Below are 24,557 nucleotides of genomic sequence, written 5' to 3'. Positions count from 1 at the left end.
GTCCGCGGTGCCGGTTTCCGCGCCAGTCCCGAGGAGACGCCCCGGAGGGGCCCCACCCGCCCCACCACCGGACAGCGCGGCGGCGCCCCCGGGGGCACGGCGCCGAAAATCAAGCCTGTCCGGCGATTGAGGACGGAACCGGTCAGCCCGGGGGCCCGAACCCGCCGGGGCACCCCGCACGGTACTCCTCGACACGCTCCGCGCGGCACACGCGGGAATGACCGGGTCCGTGCCGGCGTTCACCAGGGGCGCGGAGGGTGCCTCCGCGCTGCCGTGGGCACCCCGCGGTCCGCCCCGACATCCTGGAGAGAAGAAGAGTCATGCGCGTCGAGATCTGGAGCGACATCGCCTGCCCCTGGTGCTACATCGGCAAGGCCAGGTTCGAGAAGGGGCTGGCGGGGTTCGCCCATCGCGACGAGGTGGAGGTCGTGCACCGGTCCTTCGAGCTCGACCCGGGCCGGGCCAAGGGCGACACCCAGCAGGTGATCGACATGCTGGCGCAGAAGTACGGGCGTACGCGTGAGGAAGCGCAGGCCATGGAGGCGAACGTCGCGGCCAACGCGCAGTCCGAGGGGCTCGGCTACCGGACCGAGGGGCGCGACCACGGCAACACCTTCGACATTCATCGGCTGCTCCACCTCGCCAAGGCCCGCGGCCGCCAGGACGAGCTGCTGACGCTCGCCTACAAGGCCAACTTCGCCGAGGAGCGGTCTGTCTTCGACGCCGAGGTGCTGGTCGAGCTGGCCACCGAGGCCGGACTCGACGCGGACGAGGCGCGTGCCGTGCTCGCCGACCCGGAGGCGTATGCGGCCGAGGTGCGGGCCGATGAGCAGGAGGCATCCGAGCTGGGCGCCAACGCCGTGCCGTTCTTCGTGCTCGACCGGCGGTACGGGATCTCCGGCGGCCAGCCCGCCGAGGTCTTCGCGCAGGCGCTGGAGCAGGCGTGGAAGGACCGTCCGCTGACTGCGATCGGCTCGGACGCGGCGGCCTGCGACGCCGACGGGGCGTGCGAGGTCCCGCAGTCCGGCGCCCAGGGCTGACCCCGCACCCGCGCAGCCAGCCGCACACATAAGAATTGCTTGGGGATTCCCCTTAACTTTTCGCAATTGACGATGAGTTGAGGGGAATCCAGGGTGGATGCATGGAGATCTCCTCGTTCACCCAGACGGTAGACGCCGAGTTTGCGCCCAAGTCCACCTATCTCAACACCGCCAGTTGCGGGCTGCTGCCCCGCCGCACCGTCGAGGCGGTGAAGGCGCTCGTCGACGAGAACGCCGCGGGTGCAGTCCCCGGCGGGGGAAACTTCGAAGTGGTGGACCAGGCGAGGGCCCGGTTCGCCGGGCTCGTCGGTGTTGGCGCCGACCGGGTCGCCACCGGCAGCTCGGTCGCCGTGCATGTCGGTCTGATCGCGGCCTCGCTGGCGCCGGGCGCCGAAGTGCTGGTTCCCGAGGGAGAGTTCAGCTCGGTCGTCGGCCCGTTCGCGGCCCGCGGGGATCTGCGGATGCGGTACGTGCCGTTGGACGGCATGGCCGAGGCGGTGCGGCCCACGACCTCGCTGGTCGCCCTCTCCTCCGTACAGTCCGCCGACGGCCGCCTCGCCGACCTCGACGCGGTCCGGGCGGCGGCCGCCGCGCACGGAGCCCGGGTCCTGCTCGACGCCACCCAGTCCGCGGGCTGGCTGGCGCTGGACGCCGGGGCGTACGACTACACCGTCACCGGCGGCTTCAAGTTCCTGCTCTGCCCGCGGGGTACGTCGTTCCTCACGGTCACCGAGGAGGCGCAGGAGACCCTGCTGCCTCTCTACGCGGGCATGATGGCCGCGGAGGACCGCTGGGGCAGCGTCTACGGTCCGGTCGAGCGGCTCGCCGGCACCGCGAGCCGCTTCGACGCGGCGCCGGCCTTCCTCGCATACCACGGCGCCGAGCGCTCTCTCGCGTTGTTGGTCGAGATCGGCATCGATGCCGTGCACGCCCACAACACCGCGCTCGCTGCCCGGTTCCGTTCCGGACTGGCCGGGATCGGTCACGAACCGGTGTCCGGCCGGACCGCGATCGTCGCTGTGCCGGGGCTCGGCAGCCGGGAGCCCGCGCTGGCGCGGGCGGGGATCACGGTCTCGGACCGGGCCGGAAATCTACGGGCGGCGTTCCACCTCTACAACACACAGGCTGATGTGGACCGCGCGCTGGAGGTGCTGGCGGGCTGACTGCCCCGGCCCGCAGCGCTGACGTGTGTCCGCCCCGATCCGCTGGACAGCCCTCAGGGCGTGTCCAGCGGCGCGCTCCGCCACTTCCACGAGCTGACACGCTCACGCCCGGGCAGCTCGGCGCGGCCGGTGGACCAGAGGAGTACGGTCCACCGGTCGGTGTCGTCCGGGGCGTCCGGGAACAGCCGGGCCAGTACGCGGTCGCACAGATCGGCGGGCGGCACCCAGGAGATGTCCAGGCCCCGAACGACATCGTGGGTATGCACCAGGGTCTCCACGATTCCCATCGCGGCGAAGCCCTCCGGGTCCGAGATCCCGTACACGTGGTACGAGCGGACATCCGCCAGGGTCGTCCGTACCATCGCCGTCAGCAGTGCCCCGCTCGCTTCCAGGGTCTGCAGCAGACCGACCGCACCGGCATCGGGGTTGGCGAAGATCGCGTTGGCCGGACCGCCCTTGCGGTCGGCTCCCCAGCGGTACGGCACCTCACGGTCCAGCGGCGGCTTCTTCGGGCCCAACTGGGCTGCGTACGCGAAGAGATCGTCGTTCAGATGCTCCACGGTCTCCCAGGAGTCCCATTGCAGCGTCCCGGCGGGTGCCCGCCAGTGATCCTCCGGAACCTCACGGAGCGCGGCGAGCGAGAGCTGGACCGCGGTGGTCACGTCATCCGCGGTGACCGGTAGCCGGGTCGCGGTCAGCGTGGCCTTCTCCGCGGCGCTGCACTCCACACAGAACTCATTGCCCTCGGGGTCGGCGAGCGTCGCCCAGCCCCGGCCGTTCGGCTTGCGGTGGTCGCCGACGAGCGTGGCGCCGAGGGCGAGCAGCCGCTCGACCTCCTCGTCACGGGTACGGTCCTGCGGCTGGATGTCCAGGTGGACCCGGTTCTTCCCGGCCTTGGGCTCGGGCACCGAAATGAACAGCAGTGCGGCGCCGGGGGTTTCGACGAGTGCCTCCGGATCACCGGGCCGGTCCTCGTCGGACAGCTGCGCACCGAGTACCTCGGCCCAGAAACTGCCGAGGCTGTAGGCGTCGGCGCAGTCGATCGTGACGTGTCGTACAAGTGAAGTCATGGCCTCACTCTCGCTGTTGCCGGACCGCCGGGTCCACCCGATTGTGCCGGTGGGCGGGGACCGTCCGAGCCGTCCCCGCCCACCGCGCCACCGCCTCATCCCACCGGCGAGAAGTCCCGTGACCCGATGAACTCCGGGCGCCTGGCCGGCGCCGCGAACGGTTCCTCGGCCGCGTTCTCCACACTGTTGAAGACGATGAAGACGTTGCTGCGCGGGAACGGGGTGATGTTGTCCCCCGAGCCGTGCATGCAGTTGCAGTCGAACCAGGTCGCCGAACCAGCCGGACCCGTGAAGAGCCGGATGCCGTACCGGTCGGCCATCCTGGTCAGCGCCTCGTCGGACGGGGTGCCGGCCTCCTGCATCCGCAGGGACTTCTTGTAGTTGTCCTTCGGTGTCCTGCCCGCGCACCCGAGGAACGACTTGTGCGAACCGGGCATGATCATCAGCCCGCCGTTGGTGTCGTGGTTCTCGGTCAGCGCGATCGACACGGACACCGCCCGCATGTGCGGCAGACCGTCCTCGGCATGCCAGGTCTCGAAGTCCGAGTGCCAGTAGAACCCCGAAGCGCCGAAGCCCGGCTTGACGTTGATCCGCGACTGGTGGACGTACACGTCCGAACCGAGGATCTGGCGGGCCCGGCCCACCACCCGCTCGTCGCCGGCCAGCCGGGCGAAGACCTCGCTGATCCGGTGGACCTCGAAGACCGAGCGGACGTCCTGCGACGTGGGCTCGATGACCGAGCGCTCGTCCGCCCGGACCGCGGGATCGGCGATCAGCCGGTCGAGCTCGGCCCGGTAGCCGGCGACCTCGTCGGGCGTGATCAGCTGGTCGACGGTGAGGAAGCCGTCGCGCTCGAAGCCCTGCAGGTCCTTCACGGCGACCGGGCCCGGGGCGCCGGGTGCCGACCAGATGACCGGGTCCTGGCGAGGAGTGATCAGCTCGGCCGAGCCCCGGGTGGGGTACAGATCGGCGCGTACATCGATGGTCATCGTTCAGCCTTCCTCGGTCAGCAGGGGATAGACACCGTTCTCGTCGTGGTCCTCCCGTCCGGTGACCGGAGGGTTGAAGACGCAGACGCAGCGGAAGTCGGTCTTCGGGCGCAGCGTGTGGTGCTCGTGCCCGTTCAGCAGGTACATCGTGCCGGGGGAGATCCAGTGCTTCTCGCCGGTCTCGTCATTGGTGAGCTCGGCCTCGCCCTCGGTGCACAACACGGCCTCGATGTGGTTCGCGTACCACATCGACGTCTCCGTGCCCGCGTACAGCACGGTTTCGTGGAGCGAGAAGCCCACCTTCTCCTTGGCGAGCACGATGCGCTTGCTCTCCCAGGTGCCGGAGGCGGCCTTCACATGCCGGTCGGTGTTCTCGATGTCACTGAGTGAACGGACGATCACGGTGAGTCGGTGCCTTTCTCTGCTTTTCTCTTCGGTGTCTCTGCGCGTCGGGGTGTCAGGCGGTTTCGCGGACGCTGCGGGCCAGCGTGCGCAGGCCCTCGTCCAGTTCCTCGGGGGTGACGGTCAGGGCCGGCAGCAGCTTCACGACCTCGCTCTGCGGACCGGAGGTCTCCACCAGCAGCCCCAGTTCGAAGGCGCGGGCGCAGACCGCGGCGGCGCGCGACGTGTCGGTGAACTCCAGCCCCCAGACCAGGCCGCGGCCGCGGAACCGAGCGCCGAGCGGGGCGTGTTCGTCGCAGATCGCCAGCAGTGCCTGCTCGATCTGTTCGCCGCGGGCCAGGGTCTGTTTCTCCATCTGGCCGTCCGTCCAGTAGGCGTCGAGAGCGGCGGCGGCGGTGACGAACGCGGGATTGTTGCCGCGGAAGGTGCCGTTGTGCTCGCCCGGTCCCCAGATGTCCAGCTCCGGGCGGAACAGGCAGAGCGACATGGGCAGTCCGTATCCGCTGATGGACTTGGACAGGGTGACGATGTCCGGCGTGATACCGGCCTCCTCGAACGAGAAGAACGCGCCCGTACGGCCGCAGCCCATCTGGATGTCGTCGACGATCAGCAGCATGTCGCGGCGCCGGCACAGATCGGCCAGCGCCCGCAGCCATTCGGGCCGCGCCACATTGATGCCGCCCTCGCCCTGCACCGTCTCGACGATCACGGCGGCGGGCTGGTTGAGACCCGACCCCTGGTCCTCGAGGAGCCGCTCGAACCAGAGGAAGTCCGGGACCTGGCCGTCGAGATAGTTGTCGAACGGCATCGGCGTGCCATGCACCAGCGGGATGCCGGCCCCGGCCCGCTTGAAGGCGTTGCCGGTGACGGCGAGCGAGCCGAGCGACATGCCGTGAAAGGCGTTGGTGAACGAGACGACCGACTCGCGTCCCTTCACCTTGCGGGCCAGCTTCAGCGCGGCCTCGACCGCGTTGGTGCCGGTCGGGCCGGGGAACATCACCTTGTACGGAAGGTCGCGCGGGCGCAGCACCACGTTCTGGAAGGTCTCCAGGAAGGAGCGTTTCGCGGTGGTGGCCATGTCGAGGCCGTGGGTGATGCCGTCGCGCTCGATGTAGTCGATCAACGCACGCTTCAGCACCGGGTTGTTGTGGCCGTAGTTGAGGGATCCGGCACCGGCGAAGAAGTCGAGGTACGTGTGGCCGTCTTCGTCGGTCAGCCGGGAGCCCTGCGCACGGTCGAACACGGCGGGCCAGCCGCGGCAGTAGCTCCGTACCTCCGACTCCAGGGTCTCGAAGACGCTGAGGGCAGGCGGGGTGATGGTCACAGGGGATCTCCTGCTTGAGGGGGGAGGGCGGCGGTGCGGTCTTCGCCGCTCTCAGGCGTGGAACGGACCGATGCGGTAGAGCACTTCCGGCTGGTGTGTTCCCTCGGGGAACAGCCTGCCGTCGAACAGCACTTCACGCTCCAGAGCCACGTCATGGCGGAGTGCGTAGGAGGTGAACAGCCGGTCGGATGCGGTGTTGTCCGGGGTGACGGTGGTCTCGACGGAGGCCAGGCCGTGCACTGCGGCGACCCGCGCGGTCAGCGAGTCCAGCAGCTTGGCGGCCAGCCCGGTCCCGCGGTGGCCGTGGTCGACGGCCACCTGCCAGACGACGAGCGTCTCGGGGCGGTCGGGCCGGATGTATCCCGTCACGAAGGCGACCGGTTCGCCGGTCTCGTCGCGGGCGACCACGGAGGTCGTGGCGAAGTCACGGCACCACAGCAGATAGCTGTACGAGGAGTTGAGGTCCAGGACCTCGGAGTCGCGGGCGATACGCCAGATCGCGGCTCCGTCCTCCACTCGCGGGGTGTCGATGGTAAGGAATTCGCTTCGGGCACGTGCAAAATCTGCTGGCGCGGCGGTCATGCGAATTGAATTTACCCAGCAAATTCTGAAATTGCATCGACGTAGAGGGTTGGGCGGGACGGGCCCGTGTGTTATCACGCGGGCGCGTGCCCCGGCGCGAAGCAGTGAAGATTCCTGGCGATATGTCCGTCATTTATCCGGCAAATCTTTCCCGGATGTGGAGTCGGTCACAGAGTCGTAACTCCTGGGAAACGTGGTCGAATTGTGTCGATCAGTGCTGCCGAAACTTGAGTGTTTAGGGTCCGGGAAAGCGGGCAAAAGAATGCGGGGAGCTGCTCTGAATTAACAGCTCCCCGCATTGATGAATTCGTGGTGGTCCGCCGCCGGATCCAGGATGGCGGACCCTCCTGAATTTATTCGCTCGGCCAGGTTTCCGTAACGGCCCTGCGGGCAGCCTCGAAGTCGACCGGCCGGCCCGCGTCGGCCAGCGCCGCCCCCAGAGCCGCGAGCGAGGACTGCACCGCGCCCCGCGTCGCGTCCACACCGTAGTGATTGACCCGGATCATCTCCTTGGACAGCGCCCCGCCGCCCGCGATCAGCGGCAGCGACGGGTCGGCCGCGAGTGCCTTGGCGACCAGCCCGGCGGCGTCGATCCCCGCCGGGGCGCGCAGCGTCGTGGCGACCGGCGCCGCGTCCCGTGCCTCGTGCACGTACGGCGCCAGGCCGCCGCTGAGCGCCACCGCGCCCGCCCGCGTCGCCGCGGCGGCCGCCGCGTGCCGTGCCATCAGCGCCTTGAGCCCCTCCGTCTCGATCCGCTCCACACACGCCTCCAGGGCCAGCATCTCCAGCTGCGCGGGGGCGTGCAGGAGCGCCTTCCGGCCGCCGTCGATCCAGCGCTCCTTCCAGTCCAGGAGCGAGAGATACGAGTGGCGGGGGGCTTCGGGGTTGGCGGCGATCCGCTCCCAGGCGCGCTCGCTCACCGACACCGCCGACACCCCGGCCGGGCCGCCCATCGCCTTCTGTGCGCCGATCACGCACAGGTCGACGCCCCACAGGTCCGGCAGCAGCGGCTCGGCGCCCACCGAGGCGACGGCGTCCAGCATGAACAGCGCCCCGTGCGCCCGGACGACCTCACCGATCTCCGCGACCGGGTTGGTGTTGCCGGTCGCGGCTTCCGCGTGGACCAGCGAGACGAAGTCGATCTCCGGGTGCGCGGCGAGCGCCTGCGCGACCTGGTCGGCGGTGACCGCCGTGTGGAAGGGCACCGCCAGGTCGATGACATTGGCACCGCAGTCGCGCAGCCAGTTCCCGAAGGTCTGACCGTACGGCCCCGTGACCACGTTCAGTGCGGTCGAACCGGGCCGGGCACCGCCCCGGATGCAGCCTTCGAGGGGAAGCAGCGCCTCGCCCTGCATGATGACGACGTCCTGCTCGGTGGCGAGGAGGCCGGCCACCCGCCGCTCGATGGCGGCGAAGTGTGCGGCGGTGAGCGGGGCGAGGTCGAGGAGGGGGTGCGTCACGGTGGTGCTCTCTTCGGATCGGGTCGGCCTGCGGTTCGGCGTACGAACAGCGCTTCCGTCGAGAGTACCGAGGCCGCCATCGGCCGCCTCGTACAGTGCTGCCATGAGAGATCACACGGTGCAATCGGTGCTGCATGTGAAGGGGCGGGTACTCGTCGGTCCCGACGACGTACGGGACGAGCTGTGGGCCGTCGACGGGCGGATCTCGTACGAGCGGCCGCCCGGCGCGGACGCGGCGGAGACCGTCACCGGCTGGGTGCTGCCGGGCCTCGTGGACGCCCACTGCCATGTGGGGCTCGACCACCACGGCCCGGTCGACGCCGCCACGAGCGAGAAGCAGGCGCTCACCGACCGGGAGGCCGGCACGCTGCTCATCAGAGACGCCGGATCGCCCTCCGACACCCGGTGGATCGACGACCGCGAGGACCTTCCCAAGATCGTTCGGGCCGGACGTCATATCGCCAGGACCCGCAGGTACACACGGAACTACGCCCATGAGATCGAGCCCGGCGACCTCGTCGCATACGTCGCGCAGGAGGCGCGGCGCGGTGACGGCTGGGTCAAGCTGGTCGGCGACTGGATCGACCGGGACGCCGGTGACCTGGCTGCCTGCTGGCCGCGCGGCGAGGTCGAGGCAGCCATCGCCGAGGCGCACCGGCTCGGCGCCCGGGTCACCGCGCACTGCTTCGCCGAGGACGCCCTCGTCGATCTCGTCGAGGCCGGGATCGACTGCATCGAGCATGCGACGGGACTGACCGAGGACACCATCCCGCTCTTCGCCGAGCGCGGCGTCGCGATCGTCCCGACGCTGGTCAACATCGCCACGTTCCCGGACCTCGCGGCCGGCGGCGAAGCCAAGTTCCCGCGCTGGTCGGCGCATATGCGGCGGCTGTACGAGCGTCGCTACGACACCGTGCGCGCGGCGTACGACGCGGGTGTACCGGTCTTCGTCGGCACCGACGCGGGCGGCTCGCTGGCCCATGGCCTGGTGGCGGCGGAGGTCGCCGAACTGGTCACGGCGGGCATCCCGCCCCGCGAAGCGCTCTCGGCGACGGCCTGGGGTGCGCGCGCCTGGCTCGGGCGGCCGGGTCTTGAGCAGGGCGCCCCGGCGGATCTGGTGGTGTACGAGGCGGACCCGCGGGCGGATGTACGGGTGCTGGCGGCGCCGCGCCATGTGGTGCTGAACGGCCGTGTGATCGGCTGATGCCGCCCCGGCGGTGCGTTGACAGCCAGTGACCGGACGGCGCTCGCACTCGTTGAAGCACCCCGGCGCAGTCGTCCGGCACCTCGGACACGCTCAGCGGATCGGGTGACACCGAGGGGCGCACGTGCCGGGATATTCGAATACGGATACGGAAACCCCCTTTGGGGTGAACTCACCTCGGGTTACTGTCAGTTCACCCTCTGTACGAAAAGATTCACGGAGTCGAGGCCACCGGTGCCCGCGATGTCCCCCATGGACGGCGCCGGTGGCTCCATGTCTCTTGTGGGGGTTCCACCATTTTGAACAGCAACACCTTCCGCCTCGCCGCACTGGCGGTCGCCGCCGCGCCCGTCGCCCTGCTGGTTGCCGCCCCGGCGCACGCCACCGGGACCACCACGACCACCGGCGGCGGGAAGGCGAGCGCGGTCGTGCTCCGCACCGCACTCGACGTCTCACTCCTGAACAAGACGGTCGACGTGCCGCTGAAGGCCACGCTCAACGAGGTGCACGCACCGGCGAGCGCCGAGGAGACCGCACTCAGCGTGCGCCTCGACGGCGTGTCGCAAGGCCGCCCGGTCGACGTGCTGCGTGCCGACGTGGCCACGGCGGACGCGACCGTCGACAAGCACAGGGCCGAGGGCCACAGCAACCTGGCGAAGGCTCGTGTCCATGTGCCCGGACTGCCGCAGCTCTCGCTCATCGAGGTCGAGAAGGTCACCTCCAAGGCTGTCTGCGAAGTGGGTCACCAGCCCGTTGCCGAATCGAATGTGCTGGGCCATGTCACGGTCCTCGGCCGGAAGGTCACGCTGACGGCGGGCGGCACGACACGGGTGGCGGTGCCCGGCGTCGGCGAGGTCGTCCTCGACCTGTCGAAGACGCAGACCACGTCACGCACCGCCGCGGCGACCGCGCTGCAGCTGAGGGTGTCGGTCAACCCGCTCAAGCTCAATGTCGCCGACGTCGAGGGCGAGGTCACGCTCGCCGAGGCGACCTGTGAGACCCCGAAGGCAGCCGCTCCCAGTGTCGAGCCCACCGCGCCCGCGGGGGGCAACTCCGGCGGAGGCAACGGCGGTGGCAGCACCGGCAGCGAGGTGAAGCCGCAGACCGGGACCGACCACGCCCCGGCTTCGGGCGACACGAACCTCGCGGAGACCGGTGGCAGCTCCGCGACGCCGTACCTCGCGGGCGGAGCGGCGCTCCTGCTGGCGCTGGGTGCGGGCGCGACGGTCGTGGCACGCAGGCGCGCCCAGGACTGACACCGCCCCGGCCCGAGGGGCGGGACAGGGGGAAATCGGGGGCATGGGGAGCGGCGTTCACGCAGGGGCGAGCGCCGCTCCCCGTCAGCGGTTCCTGGGGGAGGCGAGCACCTGGAGCGCCTGATCGAGCGCCTGCAGAAAACGGTTGGTCGTCACGCGGTCGCGCACGGCCAGCCGCAGCCACTGCGGACCGAGCCCCGGGAACGTATCGCCGCGCCGCACCGCGAAGCCCAGCGCCCGCAGCCGCTCCCGCACCTCCGCCGCCCGCTCCAGCCGCACCAGTACGAACGGCCCCTCGGCAGGCTCCGCCACCCGCACCTCGGCGAACTCCATGAGCCCGGCGATCAGATGGGCCCGGTCCACCGCGATACGGTCTGCCGCGGCGGCCGCCTCCACCAGCGCCCGCGGCTCCATGCACGCCTCGGCCGCCGCCAGCGCGGGGGACGACACCGGCCACAGCGGCTGCGCTTCTTGGAGTGCGCCGATGATCTCCGGGGAAGCCAGCACGTAACCGATCCGCAGCCCCGCCAGCCCCCATGTCTTGGTGAGGCTGCGCAGCACGACGAGGCCCGGGACGTCCGTACGTCCGCACAGCGCCTCGCGTTCGCCCGGTATCGCGTCCATGAACGCCTCGTCGACCACCAACGTCCGCCCGGGGCGCGCCAGTTTCTCCAGTGCGGCCGTCGGATGCAGGACCGACGTGGGGTTGGTCGGATTGCCGACCACCACCAGATCCGCCTCCTCGGGCACGGCCGCCGGATCCAGCCGGAAACCGTCCTCCGCGCGCAGCAGCACCCGCCCCACCGTGTGCCCGGCCGCGCGCAACGCCGCCTCCGGCTCGGTGAACTGGGGATGCACGACGACCGGCCGCCGGGCCGGCAGCGTCCGCGCGATCAGCACGAACGCCTCCGCCGCACCCGCCGTGAGCAGGACCCGGTCCACCGGCAGCCCGTGCCGTTCCGCGACCGCGGCCCGCGCACGGCCCCCGTCCGGGTAGGCGGCGAGCGTGGAGAGGGACGCGGATATTCGCTCCTTCAGCCAGGCCGGGGGCGTATCGGTGCGTACGTTGACGGCGAGATCGGTCAGATCCAGGCCGCGGACCTCCGCGTCACCGTGGTGCCGCAGATCGTGCTGTCCGTCCGCGCGGTTGACATCGGGTCTCTCAATGGGAGTGTGCATGACTTCCAGAGGGTGTGGGGGGCGAGTTCATGACGATGGGGATGGAGCGACGGCAGGATGACTATGTGCCCGGCACCGCACTCGACGCAACGGTCGGATCCGGATGCGCGGGCGAAGCCCGCCGGGCCACCGCACAGGTAACCTTCCCCATCCGCCCCGGTGGGACCGACTTCCGCTTCGGTACGAGGAGTTCGTCGGCGCGGACGAGAGCCGCCGCCTCCGCGACCGAGGCCGAACCGACCGCGGCGAGCACGGCGCCCGACGGGTTCGGCACGGCGACCGCGGCGAGTTCCGCCGCGCTGTACCCACGCACGGGAACACCCAGCCGCGCAGCCGCTCTTACGATCCCCGGCTCCTCGGCCTTCGTGTCGAGGGTCGCCAACTCCACGATGCTGCCGGGCGAAAGCCCCGCCTCGTGCAGTACGCACGAGACGAGCTCCAGCACTTCACCGGCCGGCACACCACGGCCCGCGCCGACCCCGACGACGAGCAGAACCACGGAGCGGGTCACACCCGGACACGGTCGACGAACCGCCGCGCGACGCCCGGCGTCGAGGCCCAGTGCGTATGCAGATAGCTGGCATGGACGCCCTGCTGCACGAAGCCCTCCACGCGCCGCTCCGGCAGATGCATCCCCCAGGCGGGGGAGGCGCCGGCGCCCGGCTCCAGCACCGTGCGGTGGAACTCGTGCCCACGCAGCCGTGTGCCGACCGCGGCCAGCGGACTGTCGGTGAGCGCCACGGCCTCCCGGTAGCCGAGTGTCAGCCGCTTCGACATCCGGCCGTCGGCGTCGAGCACCCCGCACATCGGTAGTCCGTCGAGCGAACGCGAGAGATAGAGCAGCCCGGCACACTCGGCGGCAAGGGGAGCACCGGCGCCGGCGAGATCGGCAACGGCCTTGCGGAGCGGTTCGTTGGCGGACAGCTCGGGGGCGTACACCTCCGGGAACCCCCCACCGATGACGAGCCCGCGGGTGCCCTCGGGCAGCGTTTCGTCCCGCAACGGATCGAACGTCACGACGTCGGCCCCGGCGGCGGCGAGGAGCTCGCTGTGCTCGGCGTAGGAAAACGTGAAAGCGGGCCCTCCGGCCACGGCGACGACGGGCCGGCCACGACGCGGGCTGCCCTCGCCGTCGGCGTCCCTGCCTCCGCCCGCCTGCCGCACGGCCTCCACCGGATCCCACGCCCCCGACGCGGCAGGCGTCCGCGGTGCCGACCGAGCCAATGCCATCAGCGCATCCAGGTCACACCCGCTCCGCACCTGCGCCGCCATCGCGGCGACGGCGGCCAGCGCGTCGCCCCGCCGCTCGGCCACCGGCACCAGCCCCAGATGGCGCGAGGGCGTGGCCACCTGCTCGGCCCGCCGCAGCACCCCCATCACCGGCACGCCGGACTCGTCCAGCGCCTCCCGCAGCAGCAACTCGTGCCGGTCCGAGCCGACCTTGTTGAGGATCACCCCGCTGATCCGTACCTCGGGATCCCACGAGGCGAAGCCGTGCACCAGCGCGGCGACCGACCGCGACTGCGACGACGCGTCCACGACCAGCACCACCGGTGCCTGCAGCAGCTTCGCGACATGGGCGGTCGACGCCAGCTCGCCCCGTCCGGAGGCCCCGTCGTACAGCCCCATCACCCCCTCGACGATCGCCAGGTCGCACCCACGCGCCCCGTGCGCGAACAACGGAGCGACCAGCTCCGGCCCGCACATGTACGCGTCGAGGTTGCGCCCCGCCCGCCCGGTGGCCAGCGAGTGATAGCCGGGGTCGATGTAATCGGGCCCGACCTTGTGCGGCGACACGGCGAGGCCGCGCTCCGCGAAGGCCGCCATCAGTCCCGTCGCCACGGTGGTCTTGCCGCTGCCGGACGCCGGCGCGGCAATCACCAGTCGCGGAATGGTCACCACTCGATGCCCCTCTGGCCCTTCTGGCCGACGTCCATCGGGTGCTTCACCTTGGACATGTCGGTCACCAGGTCGGCGGCCTCGACGAGCTTCTCCGGGGCGTTGCGCCCGGTGATCACCACATGCTGCGTCCCCGGACGGTTGCGCATCACCTCGACCACCTCATCGGTGTCGATCCAGCCCCAGTGCATCGGGTACGCGAACTCGTCGAGGACGTACAGCTTGTACGTCTCGGCGGCCAGGTCACGCTTGACCTGTTCCCAGCCCTCGCGGGCCTTCTCCTCGTTGTCCGCGTTGTCACCGTGCAGGCCGCGCTGGACCCACGACCAGCCCTCGCCCATCTTGTGCCAGGCGACCGTGCCGCCCTCACCGCTCGCGCCGAGGACCTTCAGCGCGTTCTCCTCCCCGACCTTCCACTTCGCCGACTTGACGAACTGGAACACCCCGATCGGCCAGCCCTGGTTCCAGGCGCGCAGCGCGAGCCCGAATGCGGCCGTCGACTTGCCCTTGCCGATACCGGTATGGACGAAGAGCAGCGGACGGTTTCGGCGCTGACGCGTCGTCAGCCCGTCGTCCGGCACGTTGGTCGGCTGTCCCTGCGGCATTAGGCGGCCCTCCTGTTGGATCCGTTGGTTCCCTGAACATCCCTGACGAGCCCGGCGATCGAGTCGGCCCGCAGCTCGTCGAGCGTGACGGCAGTGCCCCCGAGATCGCGGGCCAGGGAGCCGGCCAGCCCGAGCCGAACGACCCCCGACTCGCAGTCCACGACGACGGATGCCGTGCCCTCGGCCTCGTGCAGCCGTGCGGCCCGCGCCGCCAGGTCCACCGGCTCCGGGCCTCCGGTCGCCCGTCCGTCCGTCACCACGACCAGCAGCGGCCGCCGCGACGGATCGCGCAGCCGCTCCACCCGCAGGACGTCATGGGCCTTCAGCAGTCCGGCCGCGAGGGGGGTGCGCCCACCGGTCGGCAGCGTCTCCAGCCGCGCGGCGGCTGCGTCCACGGACGAGGTGGGCGGCAGTGCCACGTCGGCGCCCCTGCCGCGGAAGGTGATCAGGCCGACCTTGTCCCGCCGCTGGTACGCGTCCAACAGCAGCGAAAGCACCGCACCCTTCACGGCGCTCATCCGCTGCCGGGCGGCCATCGACCCGGAAGCGTCCACGACGAAAAGTACGAGGTTCCCCTCGCGTCCCTCCCTGGTCGCCTGGCGCAGATCATCCCGCCGCACCACCAACCCCCGGCCCGACCGTCCGCGCGCACGCTGGTGCGGGGCGGCAGCCTGGACGGTCGCGGCGAGATGCAGTCTGGTCAGGGCCCCCTCGGGCCGTCGCGCCCCGGTCGTACGCCCGTGTTCGGTACGCGCCCGGGACCGCCGCCCCGCCGCGCCCTCGCCGAGCCCCGGCACGCTCAGCATCTTCGTGCGGAACGGCTCGGCAGCACGTACGGGCTGCTGCTCGCCGCCGTCGGCCGGCCGTCCCTGCGAGGGCAGTCCGGGCGTGTCGCCGTTCCGCGCCTCGGGCTGCGGCGGCGTGTCGGGCCCGTCCCCCCGCGGGGGCTGTCCACCCCCACCCGGCCCGTCCGGATCGGGGTCGTCCCCGCGCCCGTCCCCTTCACCGCTGTTCTGCTCCAGCGTGTCGTCGAGTTTCTCCTCGTCGAGACCGGGCGCGTCGAACGGATTGCGGCGGCGCCGGTGGGGGAGCGCCAGCAGGGCGGCCTGCCGGACGTCCTCGGCGAGCACGTCGGTACGTCCCGCCCACGCGGCCAGCGCGGTCGCGGTGCGGGCCATCACGATGTCGGCGCGCATCCCGTCGACCTCGAAGGCCGCACAGGTGGCGGCGATCTGCCGCAACGCGCGGTCCCCGAGCACCACGTGCGGAAGGAGCGCCCGCGCGGCGGCGATCCGCTCCCGCAACTCCCCTTCTTCCTGGGCCCACCGGGCGGCGAACCCGGCCGGATCGTCGTCGTACGCGAGCCGCCGCCGCACGACCTCGACCCGCTGATCGGTGTCGCGTGACGCGGCGACCTCGACGGTCAGCCCGAACCGGTCGAGCAACTGCGGCCGCAGCTCGCCCTCTTCGGGGTTCATCGTTCCGACGAGCAGGAACCGCGCGGCATGCCGTACGGAGACGCCTTCGCGTTCCACGTACGAGGCACCCATGGCAGCCGCGTCCAGCAGCAGATCCACCAGGTGGTCATGGAGCAGGTTGACCTCGTCGACGTACAGGATTCCGCGATGCGCGTCGGCGAGGAGCCCCGGCTCGAACGCCTTGACCCCGTCGGTGAGCGCCCGCTCGATGTCGAGCGCCCCGACGAGCCGGTCCTCGGAGGCGCCCACCGGCAGCTCCACGGTCCGCGCCGCCCGCGACACGCCGCCGCCGGCCTTGTGGGGCCCATCGGGACACGCCGGATCGGGCGACACCGGGTCACACGAGAACCGGCATCCGGAGACGACATCGACCTCGGGCATGAGCGCGGCGAGCGCCCGCACGGCGGTGGACTTGGCGGTCCCCTTCTCCCCACGCACGAGCACACCACCGACAGCGGGCGATACGGCGTTCAGCAACAGTCCGAGCCGTAGATCGTCCTGCCCGACGATGGCAGTAAAGGGATACGGGGTACTCACAAAGCCTCCTTGACGACGTCATCCATCCAAGAACCGGTGACCTGTTCCGGCCCGCTGTCCAGCGGTTCCGGGCGACTGCTCGGCCCGTCGGGCATCTGAGGACCGGGGCCCGGGACGGAGACCCGGTCACGGGAAGGTGCGGACGGGGGAACAGAGCCCGCCGCAGGCGTCCCCCTCACGCCGACCTCCCGGCCACCCCGGCCACCCCGGCCCCACGGGCCGCCGGCACCTCCGGCGCCCCAGGGCCCACGAAGGGCAGTCCCTCCGGTACCCCCGCCTCGATCAACCGCATCAACGCCCCCGTATCGGCATGCTCCTCGATCAGATCCCCCAGCCGGTCCAGCTGTTCCTCCCGCAACGCCCCGAAACTCGTGTCGGGTGCGGCCACGAACCGCCGCCCCGCCGTCCGCGCGACCTCGCTCAGGAACCGCCGCCGGAACGCATCGCTCTCCAGCGACCCGTGCCAGTGCGTCCCCCACACCGCGCCGACCCGGCACCCGTCCAGGAACGGCTCGCCGCCCCGCACATCGGCGACCCCGTGGTGGATCTCGTACCCCTCCACCGGCTCCCCGAGCGCCGTACCGACCGGCCGGGCAAGGGTCTTCTCGCGGTCGAACCGGATCCGCACCGGCAGCAGTCCGAGCCCGTCGACCCGCCCCGCCCGCGACTCCACCTCGTCCTCGATCTGCTCCGCGAGCACCTGGAACCCGCCACAGATGCCGAGCACCGGACGCCCCTGCGCCGCCCGTCGCAGCAGCGCGTCGGCCAGCCCCCGCTCCCGCAGCCAGGCCAGCGCCTTCACCGTCCCGCGCGTGCCCGGCACGATCACCAGATCCGCGTCGGCCAGCTCCTCCGCCCGGTCCACGAACCGCACCACGACACCCGGTTCGGCGGCCAGCGCGTCCACATCGGTGAAGTTCGACATCAGCGGCACGGCGCACACCGCGACCCGCAGCACGTCCTCGCCGTGCGGCGGTGCGACGACCGACTCGCGTACGGCACCGCGGAGCGAGACCCGCAGCCCGTCCTCCTCGTCGATGCCCAGGCCGTGGGCGAACGGCAGAACTCCGTACGTCCGCCGCCCGGTCAGCCCGTGCAGCATGTCGAGACCCGGCTCCAGGAGCGACACGTCGCCGCGGAACTTGTTGACCAGATAGCCGGCGACCAGCGCCTGGTCCTCGGCGCTGAGCAGCGCCGTCGTGCCGAAGAACGAGGCGAAGACGCCACCGCGGTCGATGTCACCGACGACGATGACGGGGAACCCCGCGGCCCGCGCGATCCCCATGTTCACGATGTCGGTGCGCCGCAGATTGATCTCGGCCGGGCTGCCCGCCCCCTCGCAGATCACGGCGTCATAGGTGCCCCGAAGCTGCTCCAGACAGTCCACGACCGTACCGAACAGAGATTCCTGTCGCCCCCCGTGGTAACCGCGCGCGCTCATCTCGCCCACCGGCCTGCCCATCAGGACGACCTGACTGGACCGGTCGCCGCCGGGCTTGAGCAGCACCGGGTTCATCAGCGCGGTCGGTTCCACCCGGGCGGCCTGCGCCTGCATCGCCTGCGCGCGTCCGATCTCCGCACCCTCGCGGGTGACGAACGAGTTCAGCGACATGTTCTGCGCCTTGAACGGCGCGACCTTCACGCCCTGGCGCACCAGCCACCGGCAGATGCCTGCGGTGACGACGCTCTTGCCCGCGTCCGACGTGGTTCCGGCGACCAGCAGTCCGCCGCTCATTTCCCGCTCCGTCCCGCAGCCGCACGCCGCCCCGAGGGCGACCACCGTCCCGCGATCAGCCGGCCCGCCGCGCACACGCCGAGGGCCAGTACTCCCACGCGGCGCGACAGCCGCACCGCGCGCTCGATGTCCCCGGTCTCCACCGCACGGCCGGTCGCGCCGTTCAGTACCGGCCGGTGCTCGACACGCCCGCCGTACGCGAGGGTCCCGCCGAGCCGTACGCCGAGCGCCCCCGCGAACGAGGCTTCCACCGGGCCCGCGTTGGGGCTCGGATGCCTGCCCGCGTCCGCCCGCCAGGCCTGCAGCGCTCGACGTGGCTGCCCCCCGGCAACCACGGCGAGCGCGGCGGTGAGCCGGGCGCCGGGCCAGCCCGCGACGTCGTCCAGGCGGGCCGAGGCCCAGCCGTAGCGCAGATGGCGGGGCGACTTGTGCCCGACCATCGCGTCGAGGGTGTTGACGGCGCGGAAGGCGACGAGTCCGGGCACGCCACCCAGCGCGCCCCACACGAGGGCACCCACCACCGCGTCCGAGGTGTTCTCGGCCACGGACTCCACCACGGCGCGCGCGATCTGCGGCCCGTCGAGGGAGTGCGGGTCGCGCCCGCACAGATGGGGGAGGCGCTCCCGGGCCAGCTCGATGTCACCGGCGGCGAGCGCGCCGCCGATGGCGCGCGCCTCGCGACCCAGCGAGGTGCCGCCGACGACGGACCAGGTGGCGGCCGCGGTCAGGGCGACGGAGGCGGCGGGATGACGGCGTACGGTACGGGCGGCCAGCGCGGCTCCACCGGCAGCGCCTCCGGCGCAGACCAGGGTGTGCAGGGCGCCCCACCCGCGGTGGTCGCGCCACAGGCGCCGTTCGACGCCCGCCGCGGCCCGCCCGAAGGCGGCGACCGGATGCCCCCGGCGGGGATCACCGAGCAGCAGATCGCCGATCAGGCCGGCGGCGGCGCCGTACGCGAAGATGCGGTCGGCTCGCACGGCTCAGCCGGCCGCGCTGCCTCGAAGGACCTCGGTACAGCCTGCTCCTGGTGAGGGCGGCACAGAAACGGCGGACGCACGGCAGCCGGGCATGGCGATATGTCCTCACTCAGGGTCCGCGCCCTGGTTCGACGTGACCGGCGGCGAGAGTCTCCTGGCTCCCGGATCCGCAGTTCCCCCGGCCTTCCAGCCCGCATGCGCGGGCCGTGACTTCCGGTGTGGGGGACTGCTCCCCGGTGACAGTGGCGGGACCGCGCCGGATTCACACCGGCTTCCTCTGCTGTCGCCGTAAATGGCTCCGGCAGTCCACCACGCTCCGCGAACGCCCGTCAACCTGGCGTTGACCTGCGGCGGTGCACTGTGCGCAGACGCACATCGGGCCGGACACACGCGAGGTGTGTCCGGCCCGATGGGGGAGTGCGGGAAGGGGCTCAGGCGACGATCAGATAGATCCCGTACGCGACCGCAGCCGCGCAGAGCCCGAAGCAGAGGTACCCGCCCACGCGGGCGAGCACCAGGGAGCCTCCGGTGGAGCCACCCTGCGTGGCCGGTTCCGGCTGCTTGGAGAGGCCGACGATGCCCAGGGTGAAGAGGCCCACCAGCGCGACGGTGACGACGAGCGAGACGCCGAAGACGGAGCCGAGAGCTGCCCAGTCGATGTTCATGGTGATCTGTCCTTACACCGTGGCGGGCCGCGCCGGATCGGCGGCGACGGTTCCGGGCTGGGCCGGGATGGTGGTCTTGAGGTCCGTGGTCGTGTCCACTGCCGTGGCGACCGCAGCCGTCCCGGCGGGCGGCGGAGTGACGGCCGCGATGGCGGTGGTGATGACCCCCGCCGGCTCGGCGACCTCACCGGTGGGCGCGACATCGCCGTGCCCGACCGGCTTGCGCCGGGACAGCAGCCAGATCGCTCCGGAGCCCGCGACGAGCAGGACGGCGACGGCGACGACACCCCAGGTGCCCTGCCTGGTGAGGAACTCCGCGCCCGCGCCGACCAGACCCGCGGCCGGCAGGGTCAGACCCCAGGCGGCGAACATCCGGGTCGCGGTGGACCAGCGGACCACACCGCCCGGGCGGCCCAGACCCGCACCCATCACGGCGCCGGAGCAGGACTGGGTGGTGGAGAGGGAGAAGCCGAGGTGCGAGGAGGCCAGGATGACCGTGGCCGCGCTGGTCTGGGCGGCGAAGCCCTGCGGCGGCTTGAGCTCGGTGAGGCCGCTGCCCATGGTGCGGATGATGCGCCAGCCGCCCAGGTAGGTGCCGAGTGCGATGGCCAGACCGGCGGAGACGATGACCCAGACCGGCGGGTTCGAGCCGGGGGACAGGATGCCACCGGTGACCAGGGCCAGGGTGATGATGCCCATGGTCTTCTGCGCGTCGTTGGTGCCGTGGGCGAGCGAGACCAGACCGGCCGAGGCGATCTGGCCGGCCCGGTAGCCCTTGGCGGTGGCCTTCTCCTGGGCCTCGTTACGGTTCCCGCCGCCGATCCGGTACGTCAGCCTGGTCGCCAGCAGTGCGGCGACACCCGCGACGACCGGGGCGGCGACCGCGGGAAGCAGGACCTTGGTGACGACGGTTCCGCCGTCGACCGAGGACCAGCCCGCCGACATCACCGCGGCGCCGATCAGGCCGCCGAAGAGTGCGTGGGACGAGCTGGACGGCAGGCCGACCAGCCAGGTGAGCAGATTCCACAGAATGGCGCCGACGAGGGCCGCGAAGATGACTTCTGTCCGCAGTCCGTTCTCGTTGATGATCCCGCCGGAGATCGTTTTGGCGACCTCCACCGACAGGAAGGCGCCGACGAGGTTGAGAGCGGCGGACATGGCCACCGCTGTCTTGGGTTTGAGGGCACCGGTCGAGATGGTGGTCGCCATCGCGTTCGCGGTGTCATGGAAACCGTTCGTGAAATCGAACACTAGAGCTGTCACGATCACAATCGCGAGGAGCAGCGTGATGTGTTCCATTTACCCAGGCAATCGTTCGACGTCATTGGCACGTGGAACGTAGGCAACCTGGGTGAACGGAAGATGAACTGGACGGGGCTCTGTGGTGACTCCAAACGGAGTTGAGCCATTCTTTTTGTCGGGCCACCGACAGTGGATGTGGGGCGCGGCGCCTGTCGTGGCCGAATTTCGCCCCTCCCGCCTCGCTTTGCGCCCTGTGATCCGAGGTCCGGAAGCCCCGGAAAAGAGATGTGAGTCACTCGGCGTCTCCTGCCGCGCCGGCCCCGCTGGCAGGATTCCCCCATGAGTGAGCATCACAAGGACGCGCACAGCGGGCATAACGGGCGCGATGCGAACGGCGCACGCGACGCGATCGAGCAGGCCTGGCACGGCGTCGTCGCCACCGCCCGCAGGACCGCTGCGGAGGGCTTGGTGGTCGGCACCTCGGGCAATGTGTCGGCGCGGGTCGGCGACCTCGTCCTGGTCACCCCGAGCGGTGTGCCGTACGACCGGCTGGGCCCCGGCGACACCGTGGCCGTCGACCTCCACGGCAACCAGGTGCTCGGCGCCCTCGCCCCGACCAGCGAACTGCCGCTCCACCTGGCGGTCTACCGCAACACCGACGCCGCCGCCGTCGTGCACACCCACGCCGTGCACGCCACGGCCGTCTCCACCCTCGTCCCCGAGGTCCCGCTGGTGCACTACGCCGCCGCCATGCTCGGTGGCCCCGTCCGCACCGCGGCCTATGCGCGCTACGGAACCCAGGAGCTGGCCGAGCACATGCTGGCCGCCCTGCGTGACCGCACGGGCTGTCTGCTCCGCAACCACGGAACCGTCACCTATGGATCGACCCTCGACCAGGCCTACGACCGCACCGCCCAGCTGGAATGGATGTGCAGGCTCTGGCTCACCGCAAGCTCCGTACCAGGCCACACCCCGTCCCTGCTCTCCCTCGCTCAGCTGCGTGACGTGCAGGACGCTCTGAAGGGGTACGGGCAACCCGGCTGACCGGGAGCACCGGCGAGCCACCGGACGGCCCCTGTCCACTGGCAGGGCGCGGCACACCCCCCGAGACTGAAGCAGTGCGCCCGGCAACAGCGGCGGCAGCAGCCGTCACCACCCTCCTCGGCGTCGGCGCGGCAGCGGTCGTCGCCGGCCGGTACGCCAGCAGCGCCGCCCTGAGGGCGCCGTCCGGACGTCCGCTCCCCGCCGACCGGCAGCTCACCGTGCACGCCACGGCGGCCGGGCAGGTCACACTGACCCGCTCCTTCGCCGCGCTCCGGCCCGGTACGTACGGACTGGTGGGCGACGGCGTCCAGGCCGTCGTCGGCCCGGTGATCGAGCAGGCATCGCACGCCCCCGACGCCGTCGTACGCAGACTGGAACGTGTCAATGACGGCAGCCTGGAACCCGGCGCCCAGGTCCGGATCACCCCCGCGCTGTACAGCGGCGACCCCGGCACGGCCCTCGGCCTCGACCACGAGGACGTCGAGATCCCCGGTGAGCTCGGCGTCCTGCCCGCCTGGTTCGTGCCCGGCCCCCGGGACACCTGGGTCATCACCGTGCACGGCCTCGGCACCACCCGCGAACACCCCATGAACATCATGGAGTTCCTGCACGGGCTGCGGCTGCCGGTCCTCGGCCTGGCATACCGCGGCGACCCCGGAGCCCCGCGCTCCCCGGACGGACTGGCCCACCTCGGCGAGTCCGAATGGCGCGACTTGGACGCGGCCGTCCGCTTCGCCGTGCGGTACGGCGCCGAGAAGGTCGTCCTGCACGGCTGGTCCACCGGCGCCTCCATGGCTCTGCACGCGGCCGTCAACTCCGCGCTCCGCGGGCGGATCTGCGGCCTCGTCCTGGACTCCCCGGTGCTCGACTGGGCCGCCACCCTGCGCGCTCTGGCCATCGCCCGCGGCGTCCCGTCCCCGCTGCTGCCGCTCGCCCTGCGCGCCGCCCAGGGCCAGACCGGTCTGCGCGGCTCCCGGCTCCTCGACGCCTCCCTCCCGCAGGCCCTGCACGCCCCGACGCTGATCTTCCACGGCCCCGCCGACACCTTGGCCCCGTGGCAGCCGAGCCGGGAGCTCGCCGAGCGCCGTCCCGACCTGGTCGCCCTGCATCCCGTACCGCAGGCTCCGCATGCGGCGATGTGGAATGCCGATCCGGTCCGCTATGAAGAGGCGCTGCGGCGTTTCCTCACGCCCCTGATGTGAGCTGATGCGAGGGACGGGCGGGTTGGTGCCGTCCGGGCCCGCAGCCCCCTTCCGCCGCGAATCCGGGTTCCGTTTGGGCTTTCGGGCCGTCAGGGGCAAGACTGCTCCCCGTGACGTCCCGTACCCCGCGCGACTCCAGGCTGCGACTTGTCCGCCCGCGACCCCTTGCCACCGCCCGCAAGGCCGTGACCACCCGGCGCACCAGGCCGGTACCCCGCCCGCCCGAGGGCACCCCGCCCCGTGCGGAACTCGCCCGCGAGGCCAGGGCCGCGCTCGCCGACGCCGTACGGATCGCCCGCTGGGCCGCCGACGGCGCGAGCCCCGGCACGGCCCCGCTCGCCGCCCACGCTCTCGAACGGGCTGCGACCGCACTGGAATTGTCCCCGGCGCAGGTCCGCTCCGGCTGGGACCGGGCCCGCCTGGCCGGCCTCGTCGAACTCCACGGCGAGACCGCACGCCCCGGCTGGCGGCTGCGCGCCTGGGACCGCGACGACTCCGCCGTGCTCCGTGGCTGGGTGGCGCTCTTCGACGCCTGGTCGCTCGTCCACCCGGCGCCCGATGGCATCGAGTCCACCGCGGTCGCCGAAGCCGTCGAGGCCGTACCCCAGGTGCTCTCCCTCCTGCAGCTCTCGGCGGGTCCGGTCACCGTGCCCGCCCTCCTCGATCTCCTCGGCCAGCGCGTCGCCGAACTCCACGAGGAGCGCTGCGAGGTGCCCTATGGGTCAAAGGGGCCAGCCGAACCGGCCGAACCCGCTCTCACCGCGCACCCCGCCGCCCTGGTCGCGCTGCTCCTCGACTGGGCACTGGAGGGACTGGCCGCCGTCGGCGCACTCACGCTCGGCGCCGGTCATGCCACCCTCACCCCGCTCGGCAACTGGGCGGTCTGGGTCAAGCTGGAACAGATCTGCGTCGCCGCCCAGAGCCCGGCCGGGAACATCGAGCAGTCCGCCGCCGACATGCTGCTCGGCTGTGCCCGGCTCACCCCCGGACCGGCCCGCGCCGAATACCGCGCCTGGCTGGCCGCCCGTCCCATCGGCAGCGCCGTCGCCGAACTGCTCGCCGTCGCCCGAGGCGAGGACGCGCTGCTGCGCGGACTCGCCTTCGAGGCACTCCGGGTCGTCGGGGCCCCCGCCGAGCCGGTGGTGCGCTCCGTCGTCACCGACCCGTCGCTGCGCCCGTACGCCCTGCTCTGGCTGGCCGAGTACGACGGAGCCGACCCGGAGGACGCCCAGGAGGTCCTCAGCCGTGAGGAAGCCACCTGGCTCTGGATCGACACCGCGGCGGCCGTCGCCGACCACGGCGAGACGGCACTGCTGGTCCGTCACCTCGACTCCGCCGTCCAGGGCACGGTCCCGGCGCTGCTGGACGAGGTCCGGGCCGTCGGCCACCCGCGTACCGTCCAGGTGCTGGTGGCGCTGGCCGCCGCCCATCCGGACCCCGCACTGGCCAAGGCCGTCCGCCGGGCCGCCTTCCAGGTGCACACCGGCGGCGCGTAGGAATCAGG

At 71.7% G+C, this 24,557-nt stretch carries 20 protein-coding genes, 1 pseudogene and 1 riboswitch; of the genes and pseudogenes, 7 read left to right on the top strand and 14 right to left on the bottom strand.

Annotated features, from left to right (window positions below):
- The first annotated feature begins 320 nt into the window (after positions 1-320).
- Both ACNPQM_RS31760 and ACNPQM_RS31755 read left to right on the top strand, forming a co-directional pair.
- Positions 321-1,040, top strand: coding sequence for a DsbA family oxidoreductase (locus ACNPQM_RS31760; protein ID WP_358860872.1), 720 nt, complete (start codon positions 321-323; stop codon positions 1,038-1,040).
- A 101-nt stretch (positions 1,041-1,141) separates the two neighbouring features.
- A complete protein-coding gene (locus ACNPQM_RS31755; protein WP_418086663.1) occupies positions 1,142-2,203 on the top strand; it encodes an aminotransferase class V-fold PLP-dependent enzyme in 1,062 nt (353 codons plus the stop codon).
- Positions 2,204-2,256: 53 nt separating this feature from the next.
- Here the strand turns inward: ACNPQM_RS31755 and ACNPQM_RS31750 are convergent, their stop codons facing one another.
- From ACNPQM_RS31750 to ACNPQM_RS31725, 6 genes are all read right to left on the bottom strand, one after another.
- Entirely contained in the window at positions 2,257-3,273 is a 1,017-nt protein-coding gene (locus ACNPQM_RS31750; RefSeq protein ID WP_418086662.1) for a VOC family protein, read from the bottom strand.
- 95 nt (positions 3,274-3,368) lie between these two features.
- A complete protein-coding gene (thpD, locus tag ACNPQM_RS31745; RefSeq protein ID WP_358860875.1) occupies positions 3,369-4,262 on the bottom strand; it encodes an ectoine hydroxylase in 894 nt (297 codons plus the stop codon).
- 3 nt (positions 4,263-4,265) lie between these two features.
- A complete protein-coding gene (locus ACNPQM_RS31740; RefSeq protein ID WP_358860876.1) occupies positions 4,266-4,664 on the bottom strand; it encodes an ectoine synthase in 399 nt (132 codons plus the stop codon).
- A 55-nt stretch (positions 4,665-4,719) separates the two neighbouring features.
- Positions 4,720-5,988, bottom strand: a complete 1,269-nt coding sequence (ectB, locus tag ACNPQM_RS31735; protein ID WP_418086661.1) for a diaminobutyrate--2-oxoglutarate transaminase — start codon at positions 5,986-5,988, stop codon at positions 4,720-4,722.
- 51 nt (positions 5,989-6,039) lie between these two features.
- Positions 6,040-6,570: a diaminobutyrate acetyltransferase gene (gene ectA / locus ACNPQM_RS31730; RefSeq protein WP_358860878.1), complete on the bottom strand. Its 531-nt coding sequence runs from the start codon at positions 6,568-6,570 to the stop codon at positions 6,040-6,042.
- A 353-nt stretch (positions 6,571-6,923) separates the two neighbouring features.
- Positions 6,924-8,030, bottom strand: coding sequence for a pyridoxal-phosphate-dependent aminotransferase family protein (locus ACNPQM_RS31725; RefSeq protein ID WP_418086660.1), 1,107 nt, complete (start codon positions 8,028-8,030; stop codon positions 6,924-6,926).
- A gap of 127 nt (positions 8,031-8,157) precedes the next feature.
- On the opposite strand from ACNPQM_RS31725, the gene ACNPQM_RS31720 reads away from it, so the two are divergent.
- Together ACNPQM_RS31720 and ACNPQM_RS31715 are read left to right on the top strand one after the other, a co-directional pair.
- Entirely contained in the window at positions 8,158-9,234 is a 1,077-nt protein-coding gene (locus tag ACNPQM_RS31720; RefSeq protein WP_358860918.1) for an amidohydrolase family protein, read from the top strand.
- A gap of 299 nt (positions 9,235-9,533) precedes the next feature.
- Complete coding sequence (locus ACNPQM_RS31715; RefSeq protein ID WP_418086659.1) at positions 9,534-10,490, top strand: SCO1860 family LAETG-anchored protein; 957 nt, start codon at positions 9,534-9,536, stop codon at positions 10,488-10,490.
- A gap of 84 nt (positions 10,491-10,574) precedes the next feature.
- Here ACNPQM_RS31715 and cobC read toward each other — a convergent pair.
- The 8 genes and pseudogenes from cobC to ACNPQM_RS31675 form a co-directional block, all read right to left on the bottom strand.
- A pseudogene (cobC, locus tag ACNPQM_RS31710) lies at positions 10,575-12,180 on the bottom strand (Rv2231c family pyridoxal phosphate-dependent protein CobC).
- Complete coding sequence (locus ACNPQM_RS31705) at positions 12,177-13,571, bottom strand: cobyrinate a,c-diamide synthase (protein ID WP_418086658.1); 1,395 nt, start codon at positions 13,569-13,571, stop codon at positions 12,177-12,179. Before ACNPQM_RS31705 ends, cobC begins: the two are co-directional and overlap by 4 nt.
- A complete protein-coding gene (gene cobO / locus ACNPQM_RS31700) occupies positions 13,565-14,173 on the bottom strand; it encodes a cob(I)yrinic acid a,c-diamide adenosyltransferase (RefSeq protein ID WP_358860882.1) in 609 nt (202 codons plus the stop codon). The genes ACNPQM_RS31705 and cobO overlap by 7 nt, the downstream gene beginning before the upstream one ends.
- Entirely contained in the window at positions 14,173-16,188 is a 2,016-nt protein-coding gene (locus tag ACNPQM_RS31695; RefSeq protein WP_418086657.1) for a putative cobaltochelatase, read from the bottom strand. Before ACNPQM_RS31695 ends, cobO begins: the two co-directional genes overlap by 1 nt.
- A gap of 175 nt (positions 16,189-16,363) precedes the next feature.
- The gene (locus tag ACNPQM_RS31690; protein WP_418086656.1) at positions 16,364-17,923 is read right to left on the bottom strand and encodes a cobyric acid synthase; all 1,560 of its coding nucleotides are present in this window, start codon (positions 17,921-17,923) and stop codon (positions 16,364-16,366) included.
- Complete coding sequence (locus ACNPQM_RS31685; protein ID WP_418086655.1) at positions 17,920-18,900, bottom strand: cobalamin biosynthesis protein; 981 nt, start codon at positions 18,898-18,900, stop codon at positions 17,920-17,922. Before ACNPQM_RS31685 ends, ACNPQM_RS31690 begins: the two co-directional genes overlap by 4 nt.
- A 147-nt stretch (positions 18,901-19,047) precedes the next feature.
- Positions 19,048-19,179: riboswitch (cobalamin riboswitch) on the bottom strand.
- Positions 19,180-19,331: 152 nt separating this feature from the next.
- Positions 19,332-19,565 (bottom strand): hypothetical protein, encoded by a 234-nt coding sequence (locus ACNPQM_RS31680; RefSeq protein ID WP_358860885.1) that lies wholly within the window; start codon positions 19,563-19,565, stop codon positions 19,332-19,334.
- Between the two features lie 12 nt (positions 19,566-19,577).
- On the bottom strand, positions 19,578-20,864 hold the full coding sequence (locus ACNPQM_RS31675) for an inorganic phosphate transporter (RefSeq protein WP_358860886.1): 1,287 nt from the start codon (positions 20,862-20,864) through the stop codon (positions 19,578-19,580).
- Between the two features lie 282 nt (positions 20,865-21,146).
- Here ACNPQM_RS31675 and ACNPQM_RS31670 point away from each other — a divergent pair, with 282 nt between their 5' ends.
- From ACNPQM_RS31670 to ACNPQM_RS31660, 3 genes are all read left to right on the top strand, one after another.
- Positions 21,147-21,851 carry a class II aldolase/adducin family protein gene (locus ACNPQM_RS31670; RefSeq protein WP_418086654.1) on the top strand — a complete coding sequence of 235 codons (705 nt, stop codon included), beginning with the start codon at positions 21,147-21,149 and terminating at the stop codon, positions 21,849-21,851.
- A gap of 74 nt (positions 21,852-21,925) precedes the next feature.
- Entirely contained in the window at positions 21,926-23,053 is a 1,128-nt protein-coding gene (locus ACNPQM_RS31665) for an alpha/beta hydrolase (RefSeq protein ID WP_418086653.1), read from the top strand.
- A gap of 185 nt (positions 23,054-23,238) precedes the next feature.
- Positions 23,239-24,549, top strand: a complete 1,311-nt coding sequence (locus tag ACNPQM_RS31660) for a hypothetical protein (protein WP_418086666.1) — start codon at positions 23,239-23,241, stop codon at positions 24,547-24,549.
- Positions 24,550-24,557: the final 8 nt, after the last annotated feature.

Origin of the sequence: Streptomyces sp. NPDC056231 (assembly GCF_048270745.1) — a bacterium.
GTDB lineage: Bacteria > Actinomycetota > Actinomycetes > Streptomycetales > Streptomycetaceae > Streptomyces.
The sequence above is the reverse complement of the archived record's forward strand: the minus strand, read 5'-3'. Positions and strand labels throughout refer to the sequence as shown.